The organism is Sporosarcina sp. resist (assembly GCF_014302295.1).
Classification (GTDB): domain Bacteria; phylum Bacillota; class Bacilli; order Bacillales_A; family Planococcaceae; genus Sporosarcina; species Sporosarcina psychrophila.
Genome location: NZ_CP060287.1, coordinates 2,874,451 through 2,893,854, shown reverse-complemented (window position 1 = coordinate 2,893,854; position 19,404 = coordinate 2,874,451). Strand labels below are relative to the sequence as shown.

General features: G+C 39.3%; 22 protein-coding genes and 1 riboswitch. Of the genes, 19 read left to right on the top strand and 3 right to left on the bottom strand.

Features of this window, described 5'->3' with window-relative positions; translation table 11 throughout:
• The first annotated feature begins 115 nt into the window (after window positions 1-115).
• From H7992_RS14160 to gcvPB, 12 genes are all read left to right on the top strand, one after another.
• Window positions 116-1,051, top strand: a complete 936-nt coding sequence (locus H7992_RS14160; RefSeq protein WP_187045014.1) for a hypothetical protein — start codon at window positions 116-118, stop codon at window positions 1,049-1,051.
• 429 nt (window positions 1,052-1,480) lie between these two features.
• The gene (locus tag H7992_RS14155) at window positions 1,481-2,068 is read left to right on the top strand and encodes a recombinase family protein (RefSeq protein ID WP_187045013.1); all 588 of its coding nucleotides are present in this window, start codon (window positions 1,481-1,483) and stop codon (window positions 2,066-2,068) included.
• 324 nt (window positions 2,069-2,392) lie between these two features.
• The gene (locus H7992_RS14150) at window positions 2,393-4,126 is read left to right on the top strand and encodes a recombinase family protein (RefSeq protein ID WP_187045012.1); all 1,734 of its coding nucleotides are present in this window, start codon (window positions 2,393-2,395) and stop codon (window positions 4,124-4,126) included.
• A 75-nt stretch (window positions 4,127-4,201) separates the two neighbouring features.
• On the top strand, window positions 4,202-4,357 hold the full coding sequence (locus H7992_RS14145) for a hypothetical protein (protein ID WP_187045011.1): 156 nt from the start codon (window positions 4,202-4,204) through the stop codon (window positions 4,355-4,357).
• A complete protein-coding gene (locus H7992_RS14140) occupies window positions 4,344-4,793 on the top strand; it encodes a type II secretion system protein (RefSeq protein WP_187045010.1) in 450 nt (149 codons plus the stop codon). The genes H7992_RS14145 and H7992_RS14140 overlap by 14 nt, the downstream gene beginning before the upstream one ends.
• Window positions 4,786-5,085 (top strand): hypothetical protein, encoded by a 300-nt coding sequence (locus H7992_RS14135; RefSeq protein WP_187045009.1) that lies wholly within the window; start codon window positions 4,786-4,788, stop codon window positions 5,083-5,085. The genes H7992_RS14140 and H7992_RS14135 overlap by 8 nt, the downstream gene beginning before the upstream one ends.
• A complete protein-coding gene (gene comGF / locus H7992_RS14130) occupies window positions 5,070-5,519 on the top strand; it encodes a competence type IV pilus minor pilin ComGF (protein WP_187045008.1) in 450 nt (149 codons plus the stop codon). Before H7992_RS14135 ends, comGF begins: the two co-directional genes overlap by 16 nt.
• Window positions 5,500-5,679 (top strand): hypothetical protein, encoded by a 180-nt coding sequence (locus H7992_RS14125; RefSeq protein WP_187045007.1) that lies wholly within the window; start codon window positions 5,500-5,502, stop codon window positions 5,677-5,679. The genes comGF and H7992_RS14125 overlap by 20 nt, the downstream gene beginning before the upstream one ends.
• 30 nt (window positions 5,680-5,709) lie before the next feature.
• Window positions 5,710-6,225, top strand: a complete 516-nt coding sequence (locus H7992_RS14120) for a shikimate kinase (RefSeq protein WP_187045006.1) — start codon at window positions 5,710-5,712, stop codon at window positions 6,223-6,225.
• A 231-nt stretch (window positions 6,226-6,456) separates the two neighbouring features.
• Window positions 6,457-6,549: riboswitch (glycine riboswitch) on the top strand.
• Between the two features lie 136 nt (window positions 6,550-6,685).
• On the top strand, window positions 6,686-7,783 hold the full coding sequence (gene gcvT, locus H7992_RS14115) for a glycine cleavage system aminomethyltransferase GcvT (RefSeq protein ID WP_067209946.1): 1,098 nt from the start codon (window positions 6,686-6,688) through the stop codon (window positions 7,781-7,783).
• Between the two features lie 34 nt (window positions 7,784-7,817).
• The gene (gene gcvPA / locus H7992_RS14110; RefSeq protein ID WP_187045005.1) at window positions 7,818-9,164 is read left to right on the top strand and encodes an aminomethyl-transferring glycine dehydrogenase subunit GcvPA; all 1,347 of its coding nucleotides are present in this window, start codon (window positions 7,818-7,820) and stop codon (window positions 9,162-9,164) included.
• Window positions 9,157-10,617: an aminomethyl-transferring glycine dehydrogenase subunit GcvPB gene (gcvPB, locus tag H7992_RS14105; protein WP_067209940.1), complete on the top strand. Its 1,461-nt coding sequence runs from the start codon at window positions 9,157-9,159 to the stop codon at window positions 10,615-10,617. Before gcvPA ends, gcvPB begins: the two co-directional genes overlap by 8 nt.
• Before the next feature lie 938 nt (window positions 10,618-11,555).
• On the opposite strand, the gene H7992_RS14100 is transcribed toward gcvPB, so the two are convergent.
• Both H7992_RS14100 and H7992_RS14095 read right to left on the bottom strand, forming a co-directional pair.
• Entirely contained in the window at window positions 11,556-11,873 is a 318-nt protein-coding gene (locus H7992_RS14100; RefSeq protein WP_187047903.1) for a rhodanese-like domain-containing protein, read from the bottom strand.
• A gap of 290 nt (window positions 11,874-12,163) precedes the next feature.
• Window positions 12,164-12,637 carry a hypothetical protein gene (locus tag H7992_RS14095; RefSeq protein WP_156476045.1) on the bottom strand — a complete coding sequence of 158 codons (474 nt, stop codon included), beginning with the start codon at window positions 12,635-12,637 and terminating at the stop codon, window positions 12,164-12,166.
• 74 nt (window positions 12,638-12,711) lie between these two features.
• On the opposite strand from H7992_RS14095, the gene H7992_RS14090 reads away from it, so the two are divergent.
• The 4 genes from H7992_RS14090 (at window position 12,712) to H7992_RS14075 (ending at window position 16,233) form a co-directional block, all read left to right on the top strand.
• Window positions 12,712-13,125 carry a pyridoxamine 5'-phosphate oxidase family protein gene (locus H7992_RS14090; RefSeq protein ID WP_187045004.1) on the top strand — a complete coding sequence of 138 codons (414 nt, stop codon included), beginning with the start codon at window positions 12,712-12,714 and terminating at the stop codon, window positions 13,123-13,125.
• A gap of 464 nt (window positions 13,126-13,589) precedes the next feature.
• The gene (locus tag H7992_RS14085) at window positions 13,590-14,657 is read left to right on the top strand and encodes an ABC transporter permease (RefSeq protein ID WP_187045003.1); all 1,068 of its coding nucleotides are present in this window, start codon (window positions 13,590-13,592) and stop codon (window positions 14,655-14,657) included.
• Between the two features lie 3 nt (window positions 14,658-14,660).
• A complete protein-coding gene (locus tag H7992_RS14080; RefSeq protein WP_067209928.1) occupies window positions 14,661-15,341 on the top strand; it encodes an ABC transporter ATP-binding protein in 681 nt (226 codons plus the stop codon).
• Window positions 15,342-15,396: 55 nt separating this feature from the next.
• Window positions 15,397-16,233, top strand: coding sequence for a lipoate--protein ligase family protein (locus tag H7992_RS14075; protein ID WP_067209926.1), 837 nt, complete (start codon window positions 15,397-15,399; stop codon window positions 16,231-16,233).
• 54 nt (window positions 16,234-16,287) lie between these two features.
• Here H7992_RS14075 and H7992_RS14070 read toward each other — a convergent pair whose 3' ends face one another.
• Window positions 16,288-17,268, bottom strand: coding sequence for a DUF1385 domain-containing protein (locus H7992_RS14070; protein ID WP_187045002.1), 981 nt, complete (start codon window positions 17,266-17,268; stop codon window positions 16,288-16,290).
• Window positions 17,269-17,397: 129 nt separating this feature from the next.
• On the opposite strand from H7992_RS14070, the gene H7992_RS14065 reads away from it, so the two are divergent.
• The 3 genes from H7992_RS14065 (at window position 17,398) to H7992_RS14055 (ending at window position 19,392) form a co-directional block, all read left to right on the top strand.
• Entirely contained in the window at window positions 17,398-17,826 is a 429-nt protein-coding gene (locus H7992_RS14065) for a hypothetical protein (RefSeq protein WP_187045001.1), read from the top strand.
• 62 nt (window positions 17,827-17,888) lie between these two features.
• Window positions 17,889-18,329 carry a type II 3-dehydroquinate dehydratase gene (gene aroQ, locus H7992_RS14060; RefSeq protein ID WP_067209918.1) on the top strand — a complete coding sequence of 147 codons (441 nt, stop codon included), beginning with the start codon at window positions 17,889-17,891 and terminating at the stop codon, window positions 18,327-18,329.
• Window positions 18,283-19,392 (top strand): M24 family metallopeptidase, encoded by a 1,110-nt coding sequence (locus H7992_RS14055; RefSeq protein WP_304626826.1) that lies wholly within the window; start codon window positions 18,283-18,285, stop codon window positions 19,390-19,392. Before aroQ ends, H7992_RS14055 begins: the two co-directional genes overlap by 47 nt.
• Window positions 19,393-19,404: the final 12 nt, after the last annotated feature.

The window sequence follows — 19,404 nt, the reverse complement described above, 5'->3', positions numbered from 1 at the left end:
AGAATAGCAATGTCATTTAGGTTTTTTGTTGTACAAATTAACTTAGAATTATCTACCATTTTTGTTCATGTTGTGATATCGTGGGATTTAATGTTGAAATCTGGAGGGGTTTTGAATGAGATTAAGAAAAGTTGTTGCTGATATGACTATAATCAATGATGATATCAGCAACTTTATAACTGCTACAAAAAATAACGGATTCAACAATCTAGATAATAACTATTATGAAACTGCAAATGAAGTATTCGAAAAAATGCAATTGATTGAACTAGGAAATTACTTAGAAGATGAAACTAAACGCCTATCTTTTTATACCAAGATAAATATGAGGAAAAATTGGGACACGGAAGAAATAAACTCATTCTACCAACTAATGATTTCTATTAACAGAAAAGTGAAAACGATTAAACTCAATTTAGCCAAATCTATTGAAAATGGTAGTATTGAAAATGTATACGCAATTAAACTTCCTAAATATGACAGTTTATATGAAGTGGTGGACTTTGGTAAGGAACTAAATCTTATTTTCAGAATGGTTATTGGTGACGAAAAAAAGGTTAAATTAGTTGGTTTTGATGTTGGGAGTGAATGGTATTTAATTGGTTTTGAGTTGTTTAAGGATTTTAAACTTTTCGCTGAGTTTATGGTATGTGTATATTCTGTTGTGAGATATACTAAACAAAACGAGGATACATTACAACAAATTCCAGAGGAGGAACATGAAGAACTCAAAGAATACATGAAATCCATTAAAGATGTTTTAGTTAAGCAAAACTTGAGGAAACTTGAAAGATTGCAGAATGTAGACTTGTCACCTGAAGAAATCGGTGAATTAGAAAAGTCTTTAATTAAGATGGAAAGATTAATACAAAAGGGGACAGAAGTACATATAGACCGTCAGCAACCTCCTATAAATGATGATGGTGTAATTGAACAGGAAAAGGTTAGTTTGCCGAATCCCGAGGACATATTAAAACTTGTTGGTATTCATAAGCCTATACTTTTAGAAATCAATGAGGAACAGGAAGAAATAGACTTAGACATAGATTAACTTTAGTAGCCTTAGGGCTACTTTTTTATATCTGTAACAAAATAATAGTTCTGTTACAAGCAACGATGCGATAAGGTCTAAACCACAAATAATATCGAGCAATCAAAGCGTAGAGTAACATACATGATAAATGGTTAATGATAGCCATGTTCAATGTACCATTGAATAAGCATTGATTTATAAGGTGAAAGGGAACATTATGCTAGGGCTAATTTTGATACTGATTGATAATTTGTATAAACTATGGGCTTGACGATAGAGTGTGTGATACCGTTTGGGTACACTCGAACGGTAATGACGTAACTGATTATTACAAAAGTATGAAGTTAATGGTATCAAGGGTTTCGAAGTTGCCTTAATTACCGTTTGACCATTACCGTATTTGGCGGTATGATAAGGGTACAATTTGAACGGAACGAGGTAATGACGATGACACTAAAAGGGTACATTCGAGTAAGTTCAGAATCACAGAATATTGATAGGCAACAGAAATCACTTAAAGAAGCAGGTTGTACAGAGTTCTACACTGAAAAAATTAGTGGAGCAACAACAAAGCGTCCACAACTTCAATTAATGTTATCGGAGTTACGGGAAGGAGATACAATCATTATCCATGAATTAAGTCGTCTTTCACGTTCTACAAAGGATTTACTTGAAATTGTCGAAGTTATCCAGAAGAAGAAAGCGTATTTGAAATCAATAACAGATAAATGGTTAGACCTTTCAGAGGGCAATCCAACAGGTGAATTTATCTTTACGATGTTTTCAGCACTAGCACAGTTTGAAAGGAAAATGGGTAAGCAACGACAAAAGGAAGGAATTGCAATTGCCAAAGAAAAAGGTAAATACAAAGGTCGTAAAACTAAGTTAGTAGAGGGCGGAGAGGAAGAAGTTAGACGCAATGCAATCCTTGAAGCATACAAGAATGGAACTTCAATCAATGACATCAGAAAAACATACAAAGTAGGCACTGGGACGATATACCGTCTACTGGAGCGAGAAGGCGTTAAACGCTAATAACATAAGGGTTTATCACCTATCCAACACCTACAAATTAACTTGTAAAACTCACATTTTACTTAGAGTTTATATTGTAGATGAGTGAGTGGTTGTGAGAGTATCAGAGCCATTCGTGAAGCCGTGGGGGTGTCCCAGAACATTCCTGGGAGTCAGTTTGATACATAGGTCAGTGAAGGTCGGGAGTGTGTCACGGAACCTCTTGGAGCGTTACGGAGCATGGGTGATAGGTATGCCCCCATTTCCCGATATTTCGGTTAATAGTTAGTGTAAATAACCCTTACCCGCCCCGTCAACACACCGAGAGAGAAGGAGCGAAGCGATATGACAAAGAAAAGAGCGGTATTATACGCCCGTGTTTCAACTGAAAAGGAAGAACAAGAGCAATCTTTAGAGATTCAAGAGGAAATTATAGAGCAATTCAGTAATGATAGAGGGTTCAAGTTGATAAAACCACATTACCTAGAGTTTGGTAAAAGTGGAACTAATATTAGCAAAAGACCTAAGTTTATTGCAATGTTGAAAGACGCAGGATTAAAACCTGTTCCAAGTGGCTCAAGTGATATGTTCTTTGAAGATAACGGATTGTCACCAATCTTTGATATTATCATAGTAAAAGAAGCGTCTCGTTTTTCTAGGAATCAAACAGAAGCGTTATCAGTATTGAAAGAGTTAAAAAGAAAAGGTGTAGAGGTATATTTCATAGCAACTAACACGTCCACTACTGATGATGATTGGGAGTTCAAACTTGGTCTTTACTTCAATTTAAGTCAAACAGAGAGTAAAAACCTTAGTGTCCGAGTGAAATTATCAAAACGTCATAATGCAGAAAAAGGTAGATATGCGCCTTCTATTGTTCCCTATGGATATAAAAGAATCTATGATGAAAATGGTGAAAAGAAAATAGTCATTGATGAAGATGAATCTAAGGTAGTAAAGGACATTTTCAAGCAATATACAGAGGCAGGCGGTCATACAATTGCAAGGTTATTGAATGAGCGAGGTATATTGACTAAAAGTGGAAAAACATGGAGCGATGATAAAATTACTCGCTTGATTCAGAACCCTGTTTATATAGGTTCACCTGTTGTCATGAAGACAAAGAAAACTAATTTGACGGATACAATTCGTGTGGTAACAGCGGAGAATGAGCGTATAACAATTGAAAAAGCAGTTGAGCCCATCATTTCAATAGAAGATTTCAATAAAGCACAGAACGTGAGGTTGTCTAGAACAACAAATAGTAACAAACGTGGACAACACAAATCGAAAACTGATGTATTCAGTGAGAAGTTGTACTGTGCAACCTGTGGAGCGAGATATGTAAGGCACATTGGAGAAGGTAAGAAAATCAATTATATGTGTCAAACTAGAAGAAAACATGGTTTAAAGCAATGTCCAAGTAAAAGTATTGCCTTCAATTTAGTTATGCAGGGGTTAGACGATAGTAGAATAAGGTTTAATAGCATGGGCAATTATATTCAGTTGTTAACTATTTATGAAGGACTACAGAAACTTATTGATAAGAACACTGAGATAAAAGAGCGCATTATGTCTGAGATTGATAAAATAAAGGCGGACGAGAGGGATACCTTCTTGTTTATGCGAGACCTAGACAAGTTCTCTAGACCGTACGAATTAGCAAATGAAGAACTAGAATTACTTAGTATGAAGCATATTGCATTAGAGGAACAGTTTTCACTTATCAAAGATGAAACTGTTCAAAGATTCAGTGCTAAGGTAAAACAAAGAGAAGTTTCATTAAAGGAAGCGCAAAATATGGAACAGAATGAGCAAGACCTAAAACTCTTACAGTTGCATAACGTATTAATTGACGATGAATGGGTTAAGTATTGTTACACTGTACAAGCGTATGATGAAGTAATTGAGGAATACAATCGAACTTTTGGTGAAATAGTAGAGCCTATAAGTTATCAAAGTGAAGCATATTATGAAGAAACGTTTCAACGTGGTTATAGAAAGTTGATTACTAGAGCAGAAGAACAGGAAATGATGAACGAGCAATATCAGGCAATTGAGGACTTAGTTTCTAACTAAGTCTTTTTTAAATGAATGAGGATGTAAATCAACGCTTAGGTGCAAATGGTTCAAGGACAAATTGAGGCGTTTAAAATGAATGAAAAACATCTGCCGACCTCCCTTGCAGAAATGACTGAAAAGGAATATCTGCCCGAAAATGCCCAGTGCCCTGATGGAACGCAATTGTCAATTGATGGAGATGGGAAAGTGGATAAGGTGGGGGGAACCGCCAGTTTTGGAGCAGACTAAGGAAAGTGGATTCACGTTCCTTGAAATGGTTCTAGTATTAGCTGTTTTGTCAATTATAACAGCAATCATTTTGCCTATAGGTGACAAATGGATACAAGCTGAATCTGAGGATGACGCGCTTCAAGCATTTATAGCTACTGTCTATAATTTACAAGCTTATTCGATGGCAAACTATGTAACAACAGGATTGCAATTCAAGGATTCGGGAACTGAATATATCACATCTTATTTGGTGGACGGGGAAGTGAAAGTTGAAGTTGCACGAAACGTTTTTCCTAATGGGATGCGTTTGGCAGGCACGAGCCAATTGAAGGCGATTGAATTTCGTGGAAATGGAGATATCCTGAAGTCTGGTACAATGGCATTCTTAACGAGTTCCGGAATTATCGAAATACGATTTCAATTTCAGCGTGGAAGGATGATTATCTATGAATGAAGGGGGATACTCATGGCCGGAAGCGGTACTTACATTGACGATTGTGATTGTAATATTTGGGACACTACTTCCATTTGCTTCAATAGTGACCTCAAAGTTACAAATAAAGAAGGCGCATATGTATGCGGCGGAAACTACTCATCAAGGGGCTATTTATTTTAGAGCGTATGGTTTGATGGAGGGTGTCCGTCGAGTTGATGGAGTGGATTATAATTGGACTATTGACGGACAATCCGTTTGTGTGTCTTATGAGATAGTCGAGAAGGTGTTCAATAAATGCGTTCATTCGTGAAGAAACCAAATGAACAGGGCTATACATTTTTAGAAAGTATCTTTCAACTAATCATCATGACCATTTTCATTCATCTATTCCTGTTATTTTTCTTCTGGAAAGGCTCGATAGAACAACACTATACAGATTACTCATCAACTGAATGGGAATTATTCTCGGCCGATTTACAATACCTTCTATCTGACGTCAACGAAATCCGATTGGTTAACGGTGGAAGTGCAATCCGGCTTAAGAACAATCGGGGGCTGATTGATATTGAACAAAGCGGAACAGTTATCCGGAAGCGAGTAGACACAACTGGGCATATTCCTTTAGTTACAGGAGTAAAGGCAGTCACGTTTACATTTGATGGAATAACTATAACTGCTAATGTGACAATGTTGAATGATTCCATTAAAGTAAGGGGTTTTGCGGTTGGATTTTATCCGAAATGAACATGGAGCCATGCTTGCGGCCGCAATTATTTTATTATTTTTCGTTAGTCTCTTTCTTTTCTCCCTCGTTTCATGGCATGATAGTATTCAAAGAAGTTATGATTCGCTTGAAACGTATTATGAAAACGAAACGGTGAGAACAATGAAACGGAACGGATAAAACTATTCGTTCTGCCAAGTGGGTGATGACATGAAAAAAGTGTATTTAATTGGCTATATGGGATGTGGGAAGAGTGCGATCGGTAAACGACTCAGCTTTGCGACGAAAATGCCATATTATGATATGGATACTGAAATCGTGAGGATGACTGGTTTGACGATCCCCCAAATATTTGAAATGTATGGTGAAGAACGTTTTCGTGAAATGGAAACGGAGTTCCTTCGCACGTTCCGTGATGAATTTTGTATCATTGCGACAGGTGGTGGTGTGGCGATGCGTAAAGAAAATAGGGAGATTATGCGGGAAACAGGTCTTGTCTTTTTTCTGAATGCTCCGTTTCGTGACATATGGCGACGGATTTCCACGGACCGAAACCGACCGATTGTACAAAGATCGACACGCTCCGACCTTGAACAGTTGTTTAATAATCGAAAACCTCAATATCTACATGGTGCACATTTTAAAGTCGAAACGGAAAATCGATCTTTGCGTGACATTGTGGATTATATCGCATTCCAAATAGGAAGACTTAAAGGGGAAATATAAATGAAGACGAAAATAAACCACCGATTATCGTTTTCTTATTCCTTTAATTGGACGAAAATTTAATTAATGACCAAAAAGACGAACGATTTATAGTTAATATCTATTTTAGTTCGTCAAAACGACTGTCAATTAAAAAGTATTGCGCTTTTAAAAATGAAATGTTAAGATATAAGGCGAAAGGGCATTAGTTGTCCGAATCTTAGTTATCTTTATTTCAATTGAATAACGCGAATGATTGTATGGGGAGAGCACGCAATGGCGTCGCCGAAGGAGCAAGTAACTTATTGTTATGAATCTCTCAGGTAACAAGACTCATACATGACGCATCTCTGGAGAGCGCCGGTTAAGCTGGTCACCAACGAGGAAAGCCGCAAGGTCAAACTTTCAGGTACAAGGACAGAGGTTTCCTAATTAGGGGACCTCTGTCTTTTTTTATCAAATTTTTAAGGGGGAATAGAACTTGTCAGAGTCATTGAAACGCACGGTTCTTTTTGACAGTTACGCTGAATACGGCGGTAAAACGATTGATTTTGGTGGTTGGGAATTACCTGTTCAGTTTTCAAGCATTAAAGCTGAACACGAAGCTGTACGGACAAAAGCAGGTCTTTTTGATGTTTCGCACATGGGCGAAGTGCTTGTCACAGGAGAAGGCGCATTATCATATTTGCAAAAGATGGTTACGAACGATGTATCGAAACTTAAAGACGGACAAGCTCAATACACGGCTATGTGTTATGAAAGTGGCGGGACTGTGGATGATCTTTTAATCTACAAACGTGGGGATAATAATTACCTTTTGGTAGTCAATGCTTCAAATATCGACAAAGATCTTGAGTGGATGAATAGCCATACTACGGACGATGTCAAAATTGAGGACGCATCATCTTCTTACGCACTGCTTGCATTGCAAGGACCTATTGCGCAAGAAGTACTTCAAACATTGACGGATGAGCCTTTAGCAGACATTAAGTTTTTCCGTTTCAAAGAAAATGTTGACATTTCCGGACACCAAGTTCTTGTTTCGCGTACTGGATACACGGGAGAAGATGGATTCGAAATTTACGGCTCTCCTGAAGCAATTGTCGCATTATGGAGTGTTATTCTGAAAGCGGGCGCAAGTGAAGGTGTTGTACCAGCAGGTCTTGGTGCACGTGATACACTACGTTTTGAGGCTGGTTTACCACTATATGGACAAGAACTATCAAAAGATATTTCACCACTTGAAACGGGCCTTGGCTTCGTTGTGAAGTTGAATAAAGAAGAGGATTTCTTTGGTAAAGAAGTTCTAGCTTCCCAAAAAGAAAATGGTGTGCCGCGTAAACTTGTCGGCGTGGAAATGATCGACAAAGGAATTCCGCGTACAGGTTATAAAGTATTCCTTGGCGAAGAACAAATTGGTGAAGTAACAACGGGTACACAATCACCGACACTTAAAAAGAACATTGGTTTTGCACTTCTAAACAGTGAACACACTGCTGAAGGAACTGAAATTGAAGTCGAAATTCGTGCTAAGCGTTTGAAAGCAGTAATTATCGCTACACCATTTTATAAACGCTAATCATATACCATCTATGAAAAGGGGTTAAGAGGACATGCAGCATCGTTATATTCCAATGACTGAAACCGATCGCGATGAAATGATGAAAACAATCGGAATTACTTCCGTAGATGAACTTTTTGAAGATATTCCTGAAAAGGTTAGATTTAAAGGCGAGTACAATATTAAAAAAGCGAAATCCGAGTCTTCTTTGACAAAAGAACTTTCAAAACTTGCAGCGAAAAATGCGGATGCGCGTACATATGCATCATTCCTTGGCGCAGGTGTCTATGATCATTACAAGCCGATCATTGTCGACCATGTCATTTCACGATCCGAGTTCTATACGGCTTATACACCTTACCAACCGGAAATCTCGCAAGGTGAATTGCAGGCTATCTTTGAATTCCAGACAATGATCTGTGAACTGACAGGTATGGATCTTGCAAACTCATCTATGTATGACGGCGGAACGGCTCTTGCAGAAGCGGGTACGCTTGCATCAGGTCATACACGCCGTAAAAAACTTCTTATTTCTGAAACAGTTAACCCTGAATCGCGTGATGTTGTACTTTCTTATGCGTCTGGGCAGTATATCGAAGTGGTCACAATTCCACAAAAAGATGGCGTAACTGATATGGCTAAGCTAGAAGAAATGATGGATGAGGATACAGCTGCTGTCCTTGTACAATACCCAAATTTCTTTGGTCAAATCGAAGACATTCAAAAAATTGGTGAAATTGCACATGCTAAAGGCGGACTGTTCGTTGTTTCATCAAATCCGCTTGCACTTGGCATACTAACACCACCAGGTAAGCTTGGTGCCGACATTACAGTTGGTGATGCACAACCATTCGGTATTCCTGAATCATTTGGCGGACCACATTGTGGTTATTTTGCGGTGACGAAAAAGTTGATGCGTAAAGTTCCAGGTCGTCTTGTTGGAGAAACAACTGATGATGAAGGCCGTCGTGGCTACGTGTTGACACTTCAAGCACGTGAACAACATATCCGCCGTGATAAAGCGACGTCTAATATCTGTTCAAACCAAGCGTTGAACGCACTTGCTGCTTCTGTAGCGATGACTGCGCTCGGTAAAATAGGCGCACAAGAAATCGCCTACCAGAACATTGTTAAAACACGCTATGCGAAAGAAACCTTTGAAAAAGCTGGCTTCGACGTTAAATTTAGTGGATCACATTTCAACGAAATCGTCGTTGATTGCAAACGGTCTGTAAAAGAAGTAAATGCAAACCTATTTACAAAAGGGATTATCGGTGGTTATGACTTAGGCCTGACGTATCCTGAATTTGCTAACCATGCACTAATCGCCGTTACAGAACAGCGTACGAAAGAAGAAATCGATGCACTTGTGCAGGAAATGGAGGCCCTTCATGCATAAAGATAACCAGGCGTTAATTTTCGAACTTACTAGAGAAGGACGGATAGGTTATAGTCTTCCTGAACTTGATGTCCCTGAACTTGACCTTTCCAATCTATTACCAAAGGGATTTGTACGCGAGGAAGCTGCTGAACTTCCGGAAGTTTCTGAACTTGACATTATGCGTCATTACACTGCACTTTCCAATCGTAACCATGGTATCGATTCAGGATTTTATCCACTTGGATCATGTACGATGAAATATAATCCGAAAATCAACGAATCCGTTGCACGTTATCCTGGATTCGCGAATATTCATCCATTGCAAGAAGAGTCGACTGTTCAAGGTGCACTAGAGGTTTTATATGACCTGCAAGAGCATCTTGTAGAAATTACAGGAATGGATGAAGTGACACTTCAGCCGGCGGCAGGAGCGCACGGCGAGTGGACAGCATTGATGATGATTCGGGCTTTCCATGAAGCTAACGGCGACTTCAAACGTACAAAAGTACTTGTTCCCGATTCTGCACACGGTACAAACCCGGCATCAGCTACAGTTGCTGGTTTCGACACGATTACAGTCAAATCAGGTGAAGACGGACTTGTAGATCTTGAGGACCTGAAACGACATGTAGGGGATGACACGGCGGCGCTTATGCTGACGAATCCGAATACACTTGGTCTTTTTGAAGAAGAAATTCTTGAAATGGCTGAGATCGTTCATGCTGCTGGCGGAAAACTTTATTATGACGGCGCAAACTTGAATGCGGTTATGTCTAAAGCACGCCCTGGCGATATGGGCTTCGATGCTGTTCACTTAAACTTGCACAAAACATTCACAGGACCACATGGTGGCGGTGGACCAGGTTCAGGTCCGGTTGGCGTGAAGAAGGATCTTATTCCATTCCTGCCGAAACCAGTCCTTGTGAAAAAAGATGAAGTTTACACATTTGAATACAATTTACCACAATCGATTGGTCGTGTTAAACCGTTCTACGGTAACTTCGGTATCTATCTGCGTGCATACACGTATATTCGTTCAATGGGGCCAGATGGCCTGAAAGCTGTTACGGAATATGCCGTATTGAATGCGAACTACATGATGCGCAGATTGGAGCCACATTTCGATTTGCCATATAACCGTCATTGTAAACATGAATTTGTTCTGTCGGGTCGCCGTCAGAAGAAACTGGGCGTGCGTACGCTGGATATGGCGAAGCGACTGCTTGACTTTGGCTATCACCCGCCTACAATTTACTTCCCACTTAACGTTGAGGAAGGCATGATGATTGAGCCTACAGAAACAGAATCGAAAGAAACACTCGATGCATTCTGTGATGCACTTATTCAAATTGCGAAAGAAGTGGAAGAAAACCCGGAAATCGTACAAAACGCACCGCATACAACTGTTATCAATCGTCTTGATGAAACGAAAGCGGCACGTTTCCCTGTACTTCGTTATACAAAAGCATAAGTTTGTAATTAGTCGCTAGTGAAAAAGCAAAGCATGCAGAGAAAGTAATTTATTTCTCTGCATGCTTTTTTGTCATTTTTAGGAGTAACTTTGAATGGAGAAGGATATGATCACATTGGAACAATTTTTGTTTGAATTCTCTTTATATCCCGAGGGTAATGCTGAATTGGTACTGTAATAATTAGTGGAGGTTAGGAAACGTAGCTTGGTTCGTTAGGAAAAAGAGAAATCAATTATAAATCCATTGGTTTCTCTTTTTGTCCGATCATATTCAATTCGCATTATGGAAGTGATTTTACTTTTCTTTACTACATATAATTAAAGAAAAGGAGTGGGGAAGATAAAACAGTCAAAAAGGACTTTATTTGTACTGTGTATTGTAGGCGTTTTTCTAGTAGTTTACGGATCAGCCATCGTCTTACGACTTCTATTAGGGAATTTTTTATTAGATGGTGGACTAACCAATCTGAATTACTTATTACTTACTCTTTTATGTGTGGTACCATTTCTATTATATTTATTGATCAGCAAGAATTATTGTGAAAAAGTTACGGAAGTAATTTTGATAAGCGGGCTCTTCTTTTTGATTTTTTTTGTTTACTCTAACTTTATGCTTGTGTTTTCTATGACTGAACAATCACAGGCGATTGCAGTCAGATTATTGATGATTTATCCCGCGTTAGCATTAATATTAGTAGTTGTTTTACATTTTACTCAAGGTAGAAATGCAGGAAGTAAGAATTTATTTGAACGTTAATGTGATCTCTTTTTAACTTTGGGAATCTTGTTCACAATTATAGCTTTCTTCGAAATCAGAGCAAGAAACTCTAAACAAAAAGATGATATATCGTTCGAATACGAACGGAATATCATCTTTTTAAATTCCAATAAACTTACACACTTACGAACGTTTTCCAATGAAGGAAGAAGTTTCTGTTTTATTTACTTTTCACTTTACCTGTCCATTGACGGAAACCGCCTTGCAGGTGAAACAGTTGTTGATAGTCTTTTTTCTTTAAGAATAATGCTCCACGTGCACTTTTTCCGCCATTTTGATCGTACAAATAAACGGGCTTGTCTGAACGGATCTCTTTAAACCGTTGACGGAACTGAGAATAAGGGATATTGCGCGCACCTAAAATATGACCGGCATCATAATCTTTTGCCTCACGTACATCAATCAGTTGTGCTTTCCGATACCCTTCGATAAATTGCTCCTGCGTCAAGTTTGTAACGGCTTTACGCAGACGTAGCATCGTCACAACGAAATAAATGATTACGATGAGAGCGACGGCTCCTAAAAATATATAATTCAAAACAACTTTCCCCTTTCTCTCTACCTTTTCATTATAAAGATTGAACAGCACTTGTTCAATGGGCAAGCTCTTTTTTGATGTCGGTTAAAAAGCCATTATGATCAAAAGTTTGAACTTTTACTGGTTAATCCCTCCTTTTATAATTTGGATTTCGGTCATGTGGTGTTATCGCAGGAAGTAAAAGTGGCAAGATACTTTTTCACTAGAAGAGAGCGGAGTGAGTAAGGTACTTAGTTGTCCTTCGACTTAGCTAGTAAATAACCTAATATATAACCATAAATAATATGCCCAGCCATCCAGTATGAAAAAGAAGGAAAACTCCTGAAGTCTGGTGTTTTGTCTGAAAAGGTTGTTGTAGGAAAAAGGGCAATACCGATAATGAGGCAGACAGTAGTAGCCGTAACTATGATTTGCTTTCGGGAAGATATTTTTAGGTGAACAAACAACAGATACAAACAAATTGCTAAAGCGATTGAGACGAGTAGGTGAAAACCTACTTCAATTAGTTCTGGAAAAGCGAACGTGTTGATATAAGGAATATAATCGACGTTTAATAACAGTGTGTAAACTGTTAAGTGAGTAATTAGTTCAACGCCTTTCAAAAATGTTGCTAAAACTAAACCGGAGAGTAATCCGTATAAAATAGCATTTTTCAATCCTGTCTTTGTTAAAATCATGCCATCATTCCTTTTAAATTTTTCCATGTACGCAAACCGTGTTTAGCTTCTTAATTAGTGAGGCAAACTACAATAATGTTGAAAAAAGGGAGTAGATCATTATGAATGCAAAAAAAACAGCACTGAAAATCCTAAAAGAAAGCTTCGTGGGTACGATGGCGACTATTCAACAGAATAAGCCCCATACAAGATACATGACGTTTTTCAGTGATGAATTTATACTCTACACCGCAACATCGAAAAAAACGCAGAAAGTGGATGAACTTGAAAAAAATCCATATACGCACATATTAATCGGTTACGATGGAAAAGGTATTGGAGATGACTATCTAGAAATTGAAGGGACTGTCACTATTTCAGACGATGAAAGCTTTAAAGAGAAGGTTTGGAATAAGCATATGGCATCATGGTTTAGTGGTCCAGAAGATCCGAATCTCATCATTTTGAAAGTTTTACCCGATTCAATACGCTTAATGAATAACAATGGTGAAGAACCGCAAATGATTGAATTATGAATAGAGGGTGCCGGCTAAACAAGCCGGTGCCCTATTTTTGATCACTAGGATTGCCCCCAAAAAAATTCTTAGTTGCATAGTCGATTGCACTCGTGCCCCTAAGGTGAATATCGGTGTGCTCATTTTTTAGGGCTAATTTTTCGTTTATTTATAATAAATTGGAATCCTTTTTAAAGGAAATAGTTGTTTACGCTCTGACTATTCAAAGGGGAAAAGGTTACGGGATAGGGTTTAAATCTGCAATATGCATATAGAAACAGTATTATGGAAGAAGTGTTACTGTCCGAACAAGCTAAATTACGACTATCGATGCTGTCGGTTAATCCGTATACATATCCTAAATAGAGAAACAAGTTAGACTAGATTAGTCTTCCTCATAGGATATAGAACTTGTAAAATTGTATGAAACGAAGTGTAAGCCGATTTATGGTATATTACTATATAAAAAGAATGGATGTGAGACAATGTTTTTAGCTTGGAATGAAATTAAAAAGAATAAATTGCGATTTACATTAATCATAGGAATATTAATGCTCGTTTCATATTTAGTATTCTTTCTATCAGGTCTCGCAAATGGCTTGGAAAATATGAATCGAGAATCCGTCGACAAATGGGAAGCGACATCAATCATTTTGACTGAGGAATCAGACAAAAGTATGAATCAATCATCTCTTAAACTGGCTGATGTGGATAATATCGATACAAAGGAAATTGCTGTAATTGGTCAAATAAATGCTATCGCAGGAAATGGAGATCAGAAGAGCAACGTCTCTATTTTCGGGATAAATAAAGATGAATTCATAATGCCAAAGGTTACGGAAGGTGAAGTATTTGCAGGCAGTAACGAAGTGGTCGCGAGTGATGCATTAAAGGAAGACGGATTTAAAGTAGGCGATGAATTGCAACTATCTTCCTCCGATGAAGTTTTAACAATTGTCGGATTCACAGACAAAGCGCGATTTAATGCAGCTCCAGTACTTTATAGTGACCTTACCACTTTCCAACGGGTCAAGTTTGGAGAAGCGGCTGAGGCGAATAAGGAAAGCATAAATGGAATTGTTGTCCGAACTGGGGATACTTCAGGTCTCATTCGGGATGATTCACTCGAAGCTATTGAGATTGAAACTTTCATACGGAGTTTACCTGGTTATACAGAACAGAATTTGACGTTGAATTTCATGATCTATTTCTTGTTTGTTATTTCGGCGGTCATCGTAGCAATATTCTTGTACGTATTGACAGTCCAGAAGATAAGTATGTTTGGTGTTATGAAAGCACAAGGCATCTCGAATAGGTATCTGTCTCGCTCAGTCGTTGCACAGACATTCCTATTGTCGGCAATTGGTGTAGCCATAGGTTTTGGATTCGCGTTAATTACGGGAGCATTTTTACCAAGTGCGGTGCCTGTTGCATTTGACCTTGTAAGTATGCTCATCTATGGACTGATTCTGATTGCCGTTGCGATATTGGGCGCATTGTTCTCGGTCCTTACAATTGTGCGAATCGATCCATTGAAAGCGATAGGAGGATAAATGATGGCAGTTTTAGAATTAATTCAAGTGAAAAAAACATTTGGCAGCGGTCATAAACAAGTTGAAGCAATGAAGGCAACTGACTTCATTGCAGAAAGAGGAGAACTTATCGCAATTATCGGTCCTTCAGGTTCGGGCAAAAGCACATTCCTTACGATTGTGGGCGGGCTTCTTACGCCTACTTCAGGAGATGTAATAATTAACGATAAGAATCTTGCGGATTTAAATGAAAAGGAACGGTCAAAAATTCGGCTGAAGGAAATTGGATTCATTTTACAGGCGTCTAATCTTGTCCCATTCCTAACTGTCGCAAATCAATTAAAACTGTTGGATCAAGTGAAAAAAGACAATATGACAAAAAAACAACTCGAAGAACTCTATGAAGACTTGGGAATTGGCGACTTGCGTTCTAAATATCCAGCTGATTTGTCCGGTGGTGAACGTCAGCGAGTGGCAATTGCCAAAGCACTTTATAGTAATCCATCTATTATTTTAGCTGATGAACCAACGGCTTCCCTAGACTCAGATCGTGCCTATGAAGTGATGGAACTGTTGAAAAATGAAACTAAGAATAAGAACACTACGACTATTGTGGTCACGCATGATACACGTTTAGTTGGCTATTGTGACAAGGTATATAACATGACGGATGGTGTTTTGATCTTAGATGATGAAAATAGATAGCCTAAGTGTTGATGGGAATGTTAAAATGATAGTCGTTGTGAAGGGGGGAATTCGGATGGGGAAAAAGGTTTGGCACTTCATTAATTCAGGGAAATGCCGCGCTTCGTTCAACATGGCGCTCGACGAAGCATTGCTGGAATGGCATAGTAAAGGGGAAATTGGTCCAGTGCTTCGATTTTATGAATGGGAGCCGGCGACACTGTCGATTGGTTATTTTCAAAGTGTTGAAAAAGAAATAAATTTGGATGAAGTGAAAAAACATGGGCTTGGTTTCGTCAGGCGACCTACTGGAGGAAGAGGCGTTCTCCATGAACATGAACTTACATACAGCGTAATTGTCAGTGAAAGTTATCCGAATATGCCTGAAACGGTTACGGAAGCATACCGCGTTATTTCGGGTGGTGTGCTTGAAGGGTTCCGTAATCTTGGGCTGGATGCAACATTTTCAGTGCCCCAAACGGCGCAACAGAGCGATGATTTAAAAAAACCAAAAAGCGCCGTGTGTTTTGATGCGCCTAGTTGGTATGAACTTGTTGTTGAAGGAAAGAAAGTGGCTGGCAGTGCGCAGACGAGACAGAAAGGTGTCATTTTGCAGCACGGTGCGATACTTCTAAGTCTGGATGTTGATAAGCTCGTTTCCCTTTTTACATTCAAGTCAGAAGTGCAGCGTGAACAAATGCGTACAAGCTTGCCTGAGAAAGCGGTAGCGATCGATAGATTGGTTGACCGTCCAGTGACGGTTAGCGAATGTGCGGACGCGTTTTCAAAAGGATTTGAATTAGCGCTCGATATGGAACTGGAACCTATGGAATTAACAGAGCAACAGCTCCAATATGTCTTCGAAATTGAACGTACTAAATATGCAAATGACGACTGGACATTTAAGAAATAATACCTAATTAAATGAAAAAGCGGAAGTAGCCATAATTGGCAGCTTCCGCTTTTCTTAAGTTACAGGAACAGTTTCTGTTTCTGTTTCAGAATCGCTCTTCGTTACAACTTCCATAGCCACAGCGCCATGCTCTTCAATCTCTAACAATCTTTCGAATGAAGCAATTGCAACTTCTACTTGCTTGTCATCCGGATCTTTTGTCGTCAATAACTGAAGCCACAATCCAGGATAACCTAAATATTTCAGTACTGGAACGTTACGAAGTGAGTTTGTTAATTGTAAAACCTCGAAAGAAATACCAAGCACAACCGGAATAAGAAGAATCCGGTTCACAATGCGTAACCAAAATGGGTCGGTCGGCACGAGGAAGTAGACAAACATCCCAACAATTACAGTGAATAGCATGAAACTACTGCCGCAACGGAAATGAAGTCTTGACTGTGCCTGAACATTTTCGACTGTCATGGGCAATTTGTTTTCATAAGCGTTGATTACTTTATGCTCAGCCCCGTGATATTGGAATACCCGTTTAATAAGGGGAGTCATCGAGATGAGGGAAACATACGTCAGTAACAAAATAAGTTTGAACAAACTTTCAAGTAAAATTTGGGCAGTTTTCCCGGGAGCAACAAACTGCAATGCTTGTGCAAGAAAAACTGGGATAAGTGTGAAAACAAATTTCCCGAAAAGCAGAGATAATACTCCGACCGCAGCGACACCAAGAACCATCGCTAATTTTGAAGTCTCTTCTTCCTTTTCTATTTCTTCTCCCGGCATTACATCGTACCGTTCGCTTGAAAATGTTAAATGCCGCGATCCGACGCTAGCGGATTCGATTAATGCAACTATCCCCCGAACAAATGGGATTTTTTTCAGTTTCATCCGGACACTATTCTTTTCTTTAGGCAGATGGAAGTAATCGATTGTATCGTCCTTCCGTCTAATTGCCGCCACAGTATGATTTTTACCGCCGAACATTACCCCTTCGACAAGTGCTTGTCCCCCGTAAGCGGGAGGTTGTTGTTCTTTTCCCATACATTTACCCACGCTTTCTTTTATATCAACTAAATCCTATAATTCATTATACTAAAAAACAGCCATACACTCCACAATGATGTTTAAAATGTTCTGAACCTCCCGACACTTTGTATAGGAGGGATTTTCATGATTAATAAAACATTAATATGGACCGCGCTAATTGGCGCCTTTTTCACCACAATAGCACTTAAATTTTTGCAGTCATTTAATTTTATAAGCTGGTCGCCTGTTGGCTGGGCAAAAAAGTGGCAGTTGTTCGCTTCGGCACATTTCACAATTAAATGGGCTTTGCTTTTTGTAGCGCTAGTATTGTTATATATTATTGTTTATTTTGCGGTTTCATTCACAACGTCAATTCCTCCATCTATTACAGCCTTAATCATCGGAATTATCGTTGTTTTTGCAGTCGAATGGACGATTGGCTCACCGAAAACGCCTTTAGAAGCTATAAAATCCATATCACTCCCATATTTTGCCGTTATGGCTATAGTTTTCAGGTTTATTACTGGTACGGCCGTTTTTATGAAGAAACTTTCGGATGAAAGTGTAAAATGAGTTGCTACAAAAGAACGATATGATAAAATGGGATAGACAACGGTGAGGGGAATGGTGTGGCGATGAAGTTACTAATTCTGAACGGACCCAATCTTAACAGGCTCGGAAAGAGAGAGCCGGGTATTTATGGCGCAGAAACATTGGAAGACGTTGAACGTAAATTAGACAAAGTGGCTTTGTTACATGGTGTTGAACTATCATTCTTCCAATCTAACTGGGAGGGTGCTTTAATCGACCGAATCCATGAAGCAGAAGACGCTGGCTTGGATGGTATTGTCTTCAATCCAGGTGCGTTTACGCATTATAGTATCGCTCTGCGTGATGCTGTCGCGTCTGTTGATGTACCTGTCATCGAAATCCATATTTCGAACATACATAGCCGTGAACCGTTCAGAGAGACATCCGTTATTGCGCCAGTCTGTATCGGCCAGTTAGCTGGATTCGGCACGGACGGATATGAACTCGCCTTCCACGCTTTCCTTCTCCGGGGAAAAGGGGTATGAAACTGTGAAATTGACAAAACTACGTGAACTGTTAACAGAAAATGGCATTGATGCACTACTCGTTACGAACTCGTACAACCGTCGTTATATGACTGGCTTCACGGGGACAGCAGGACTTGCTCTTATCTCGTCTGACGATGCAGTGTTCATTACAGATTTCCGTTATACTGAACAGGCGGAACGAGAAATCAATGGCTTCCGCATCGTTCAGCATACGACTACCATCATTGAAGAAGTGGCCGAGCAAGCGAAAAACATGAAGCTTCGGACAATCGGTTTTGAAAAAGATGATATGTCATTTGGTCTTTACGAACTATATAATGGAAAAGTCGAAGCGGAGCTAAAACCTGTTTCGGGACTCGTCGAAAAACTGCGTATGGTGAAAACAGAAGATGAGCTAGCTATTTTGAAAAAAGCAGCTAAAATTGCAGATGATGCATTCACGCATATTTGTACATTTATCAAGCCGGGCGTGACGGAATTAGAAGTCTCAAATGAACTTGAGTTTGCGATGCGTAAACAAGGGGCAACTTCATCTTCCTTCTCAATTATCGTGGCATCTGGTTTACGCGGAGCACTTCCACACGGAGTTGCAACGGACAAAGTAATCGAATCAGGAGATCTTGTTACGCTCGATTTCGGCGCATTGTATGAAGGGTATATTTCTGACATTACGCGTACTGTCGCTGTCGGTGAACCTTCTGATAAACTGAAAGAGATTTACGCAGTGACTCTTGCAGCACAAGAACTTGCTTTAAAAGAGATTAAACCGGGTATGACAGGAATAGAAGCGGATGCAATTGCACGCGATTACATCAAATCTAAAGGCTACGGTGAAGCATTTGGTCATTCAACGGGACATGGTATCGGTCTTGAAGTACACGAAGGACCGGCATTATCTTTCCGTTCTGGAACGGTACTTGAGCCAAATATGGTTGTCACAGTTGAGCCAGGTATCTATCTGCCTGGAATCGGCGGTGTCCGTATCGAGGACGATATCATTATGACGCAAAATGGTAACGAACGTTTAACACATTCAACAAAAGAACTACTTATCTTATAATCTATTATCAAT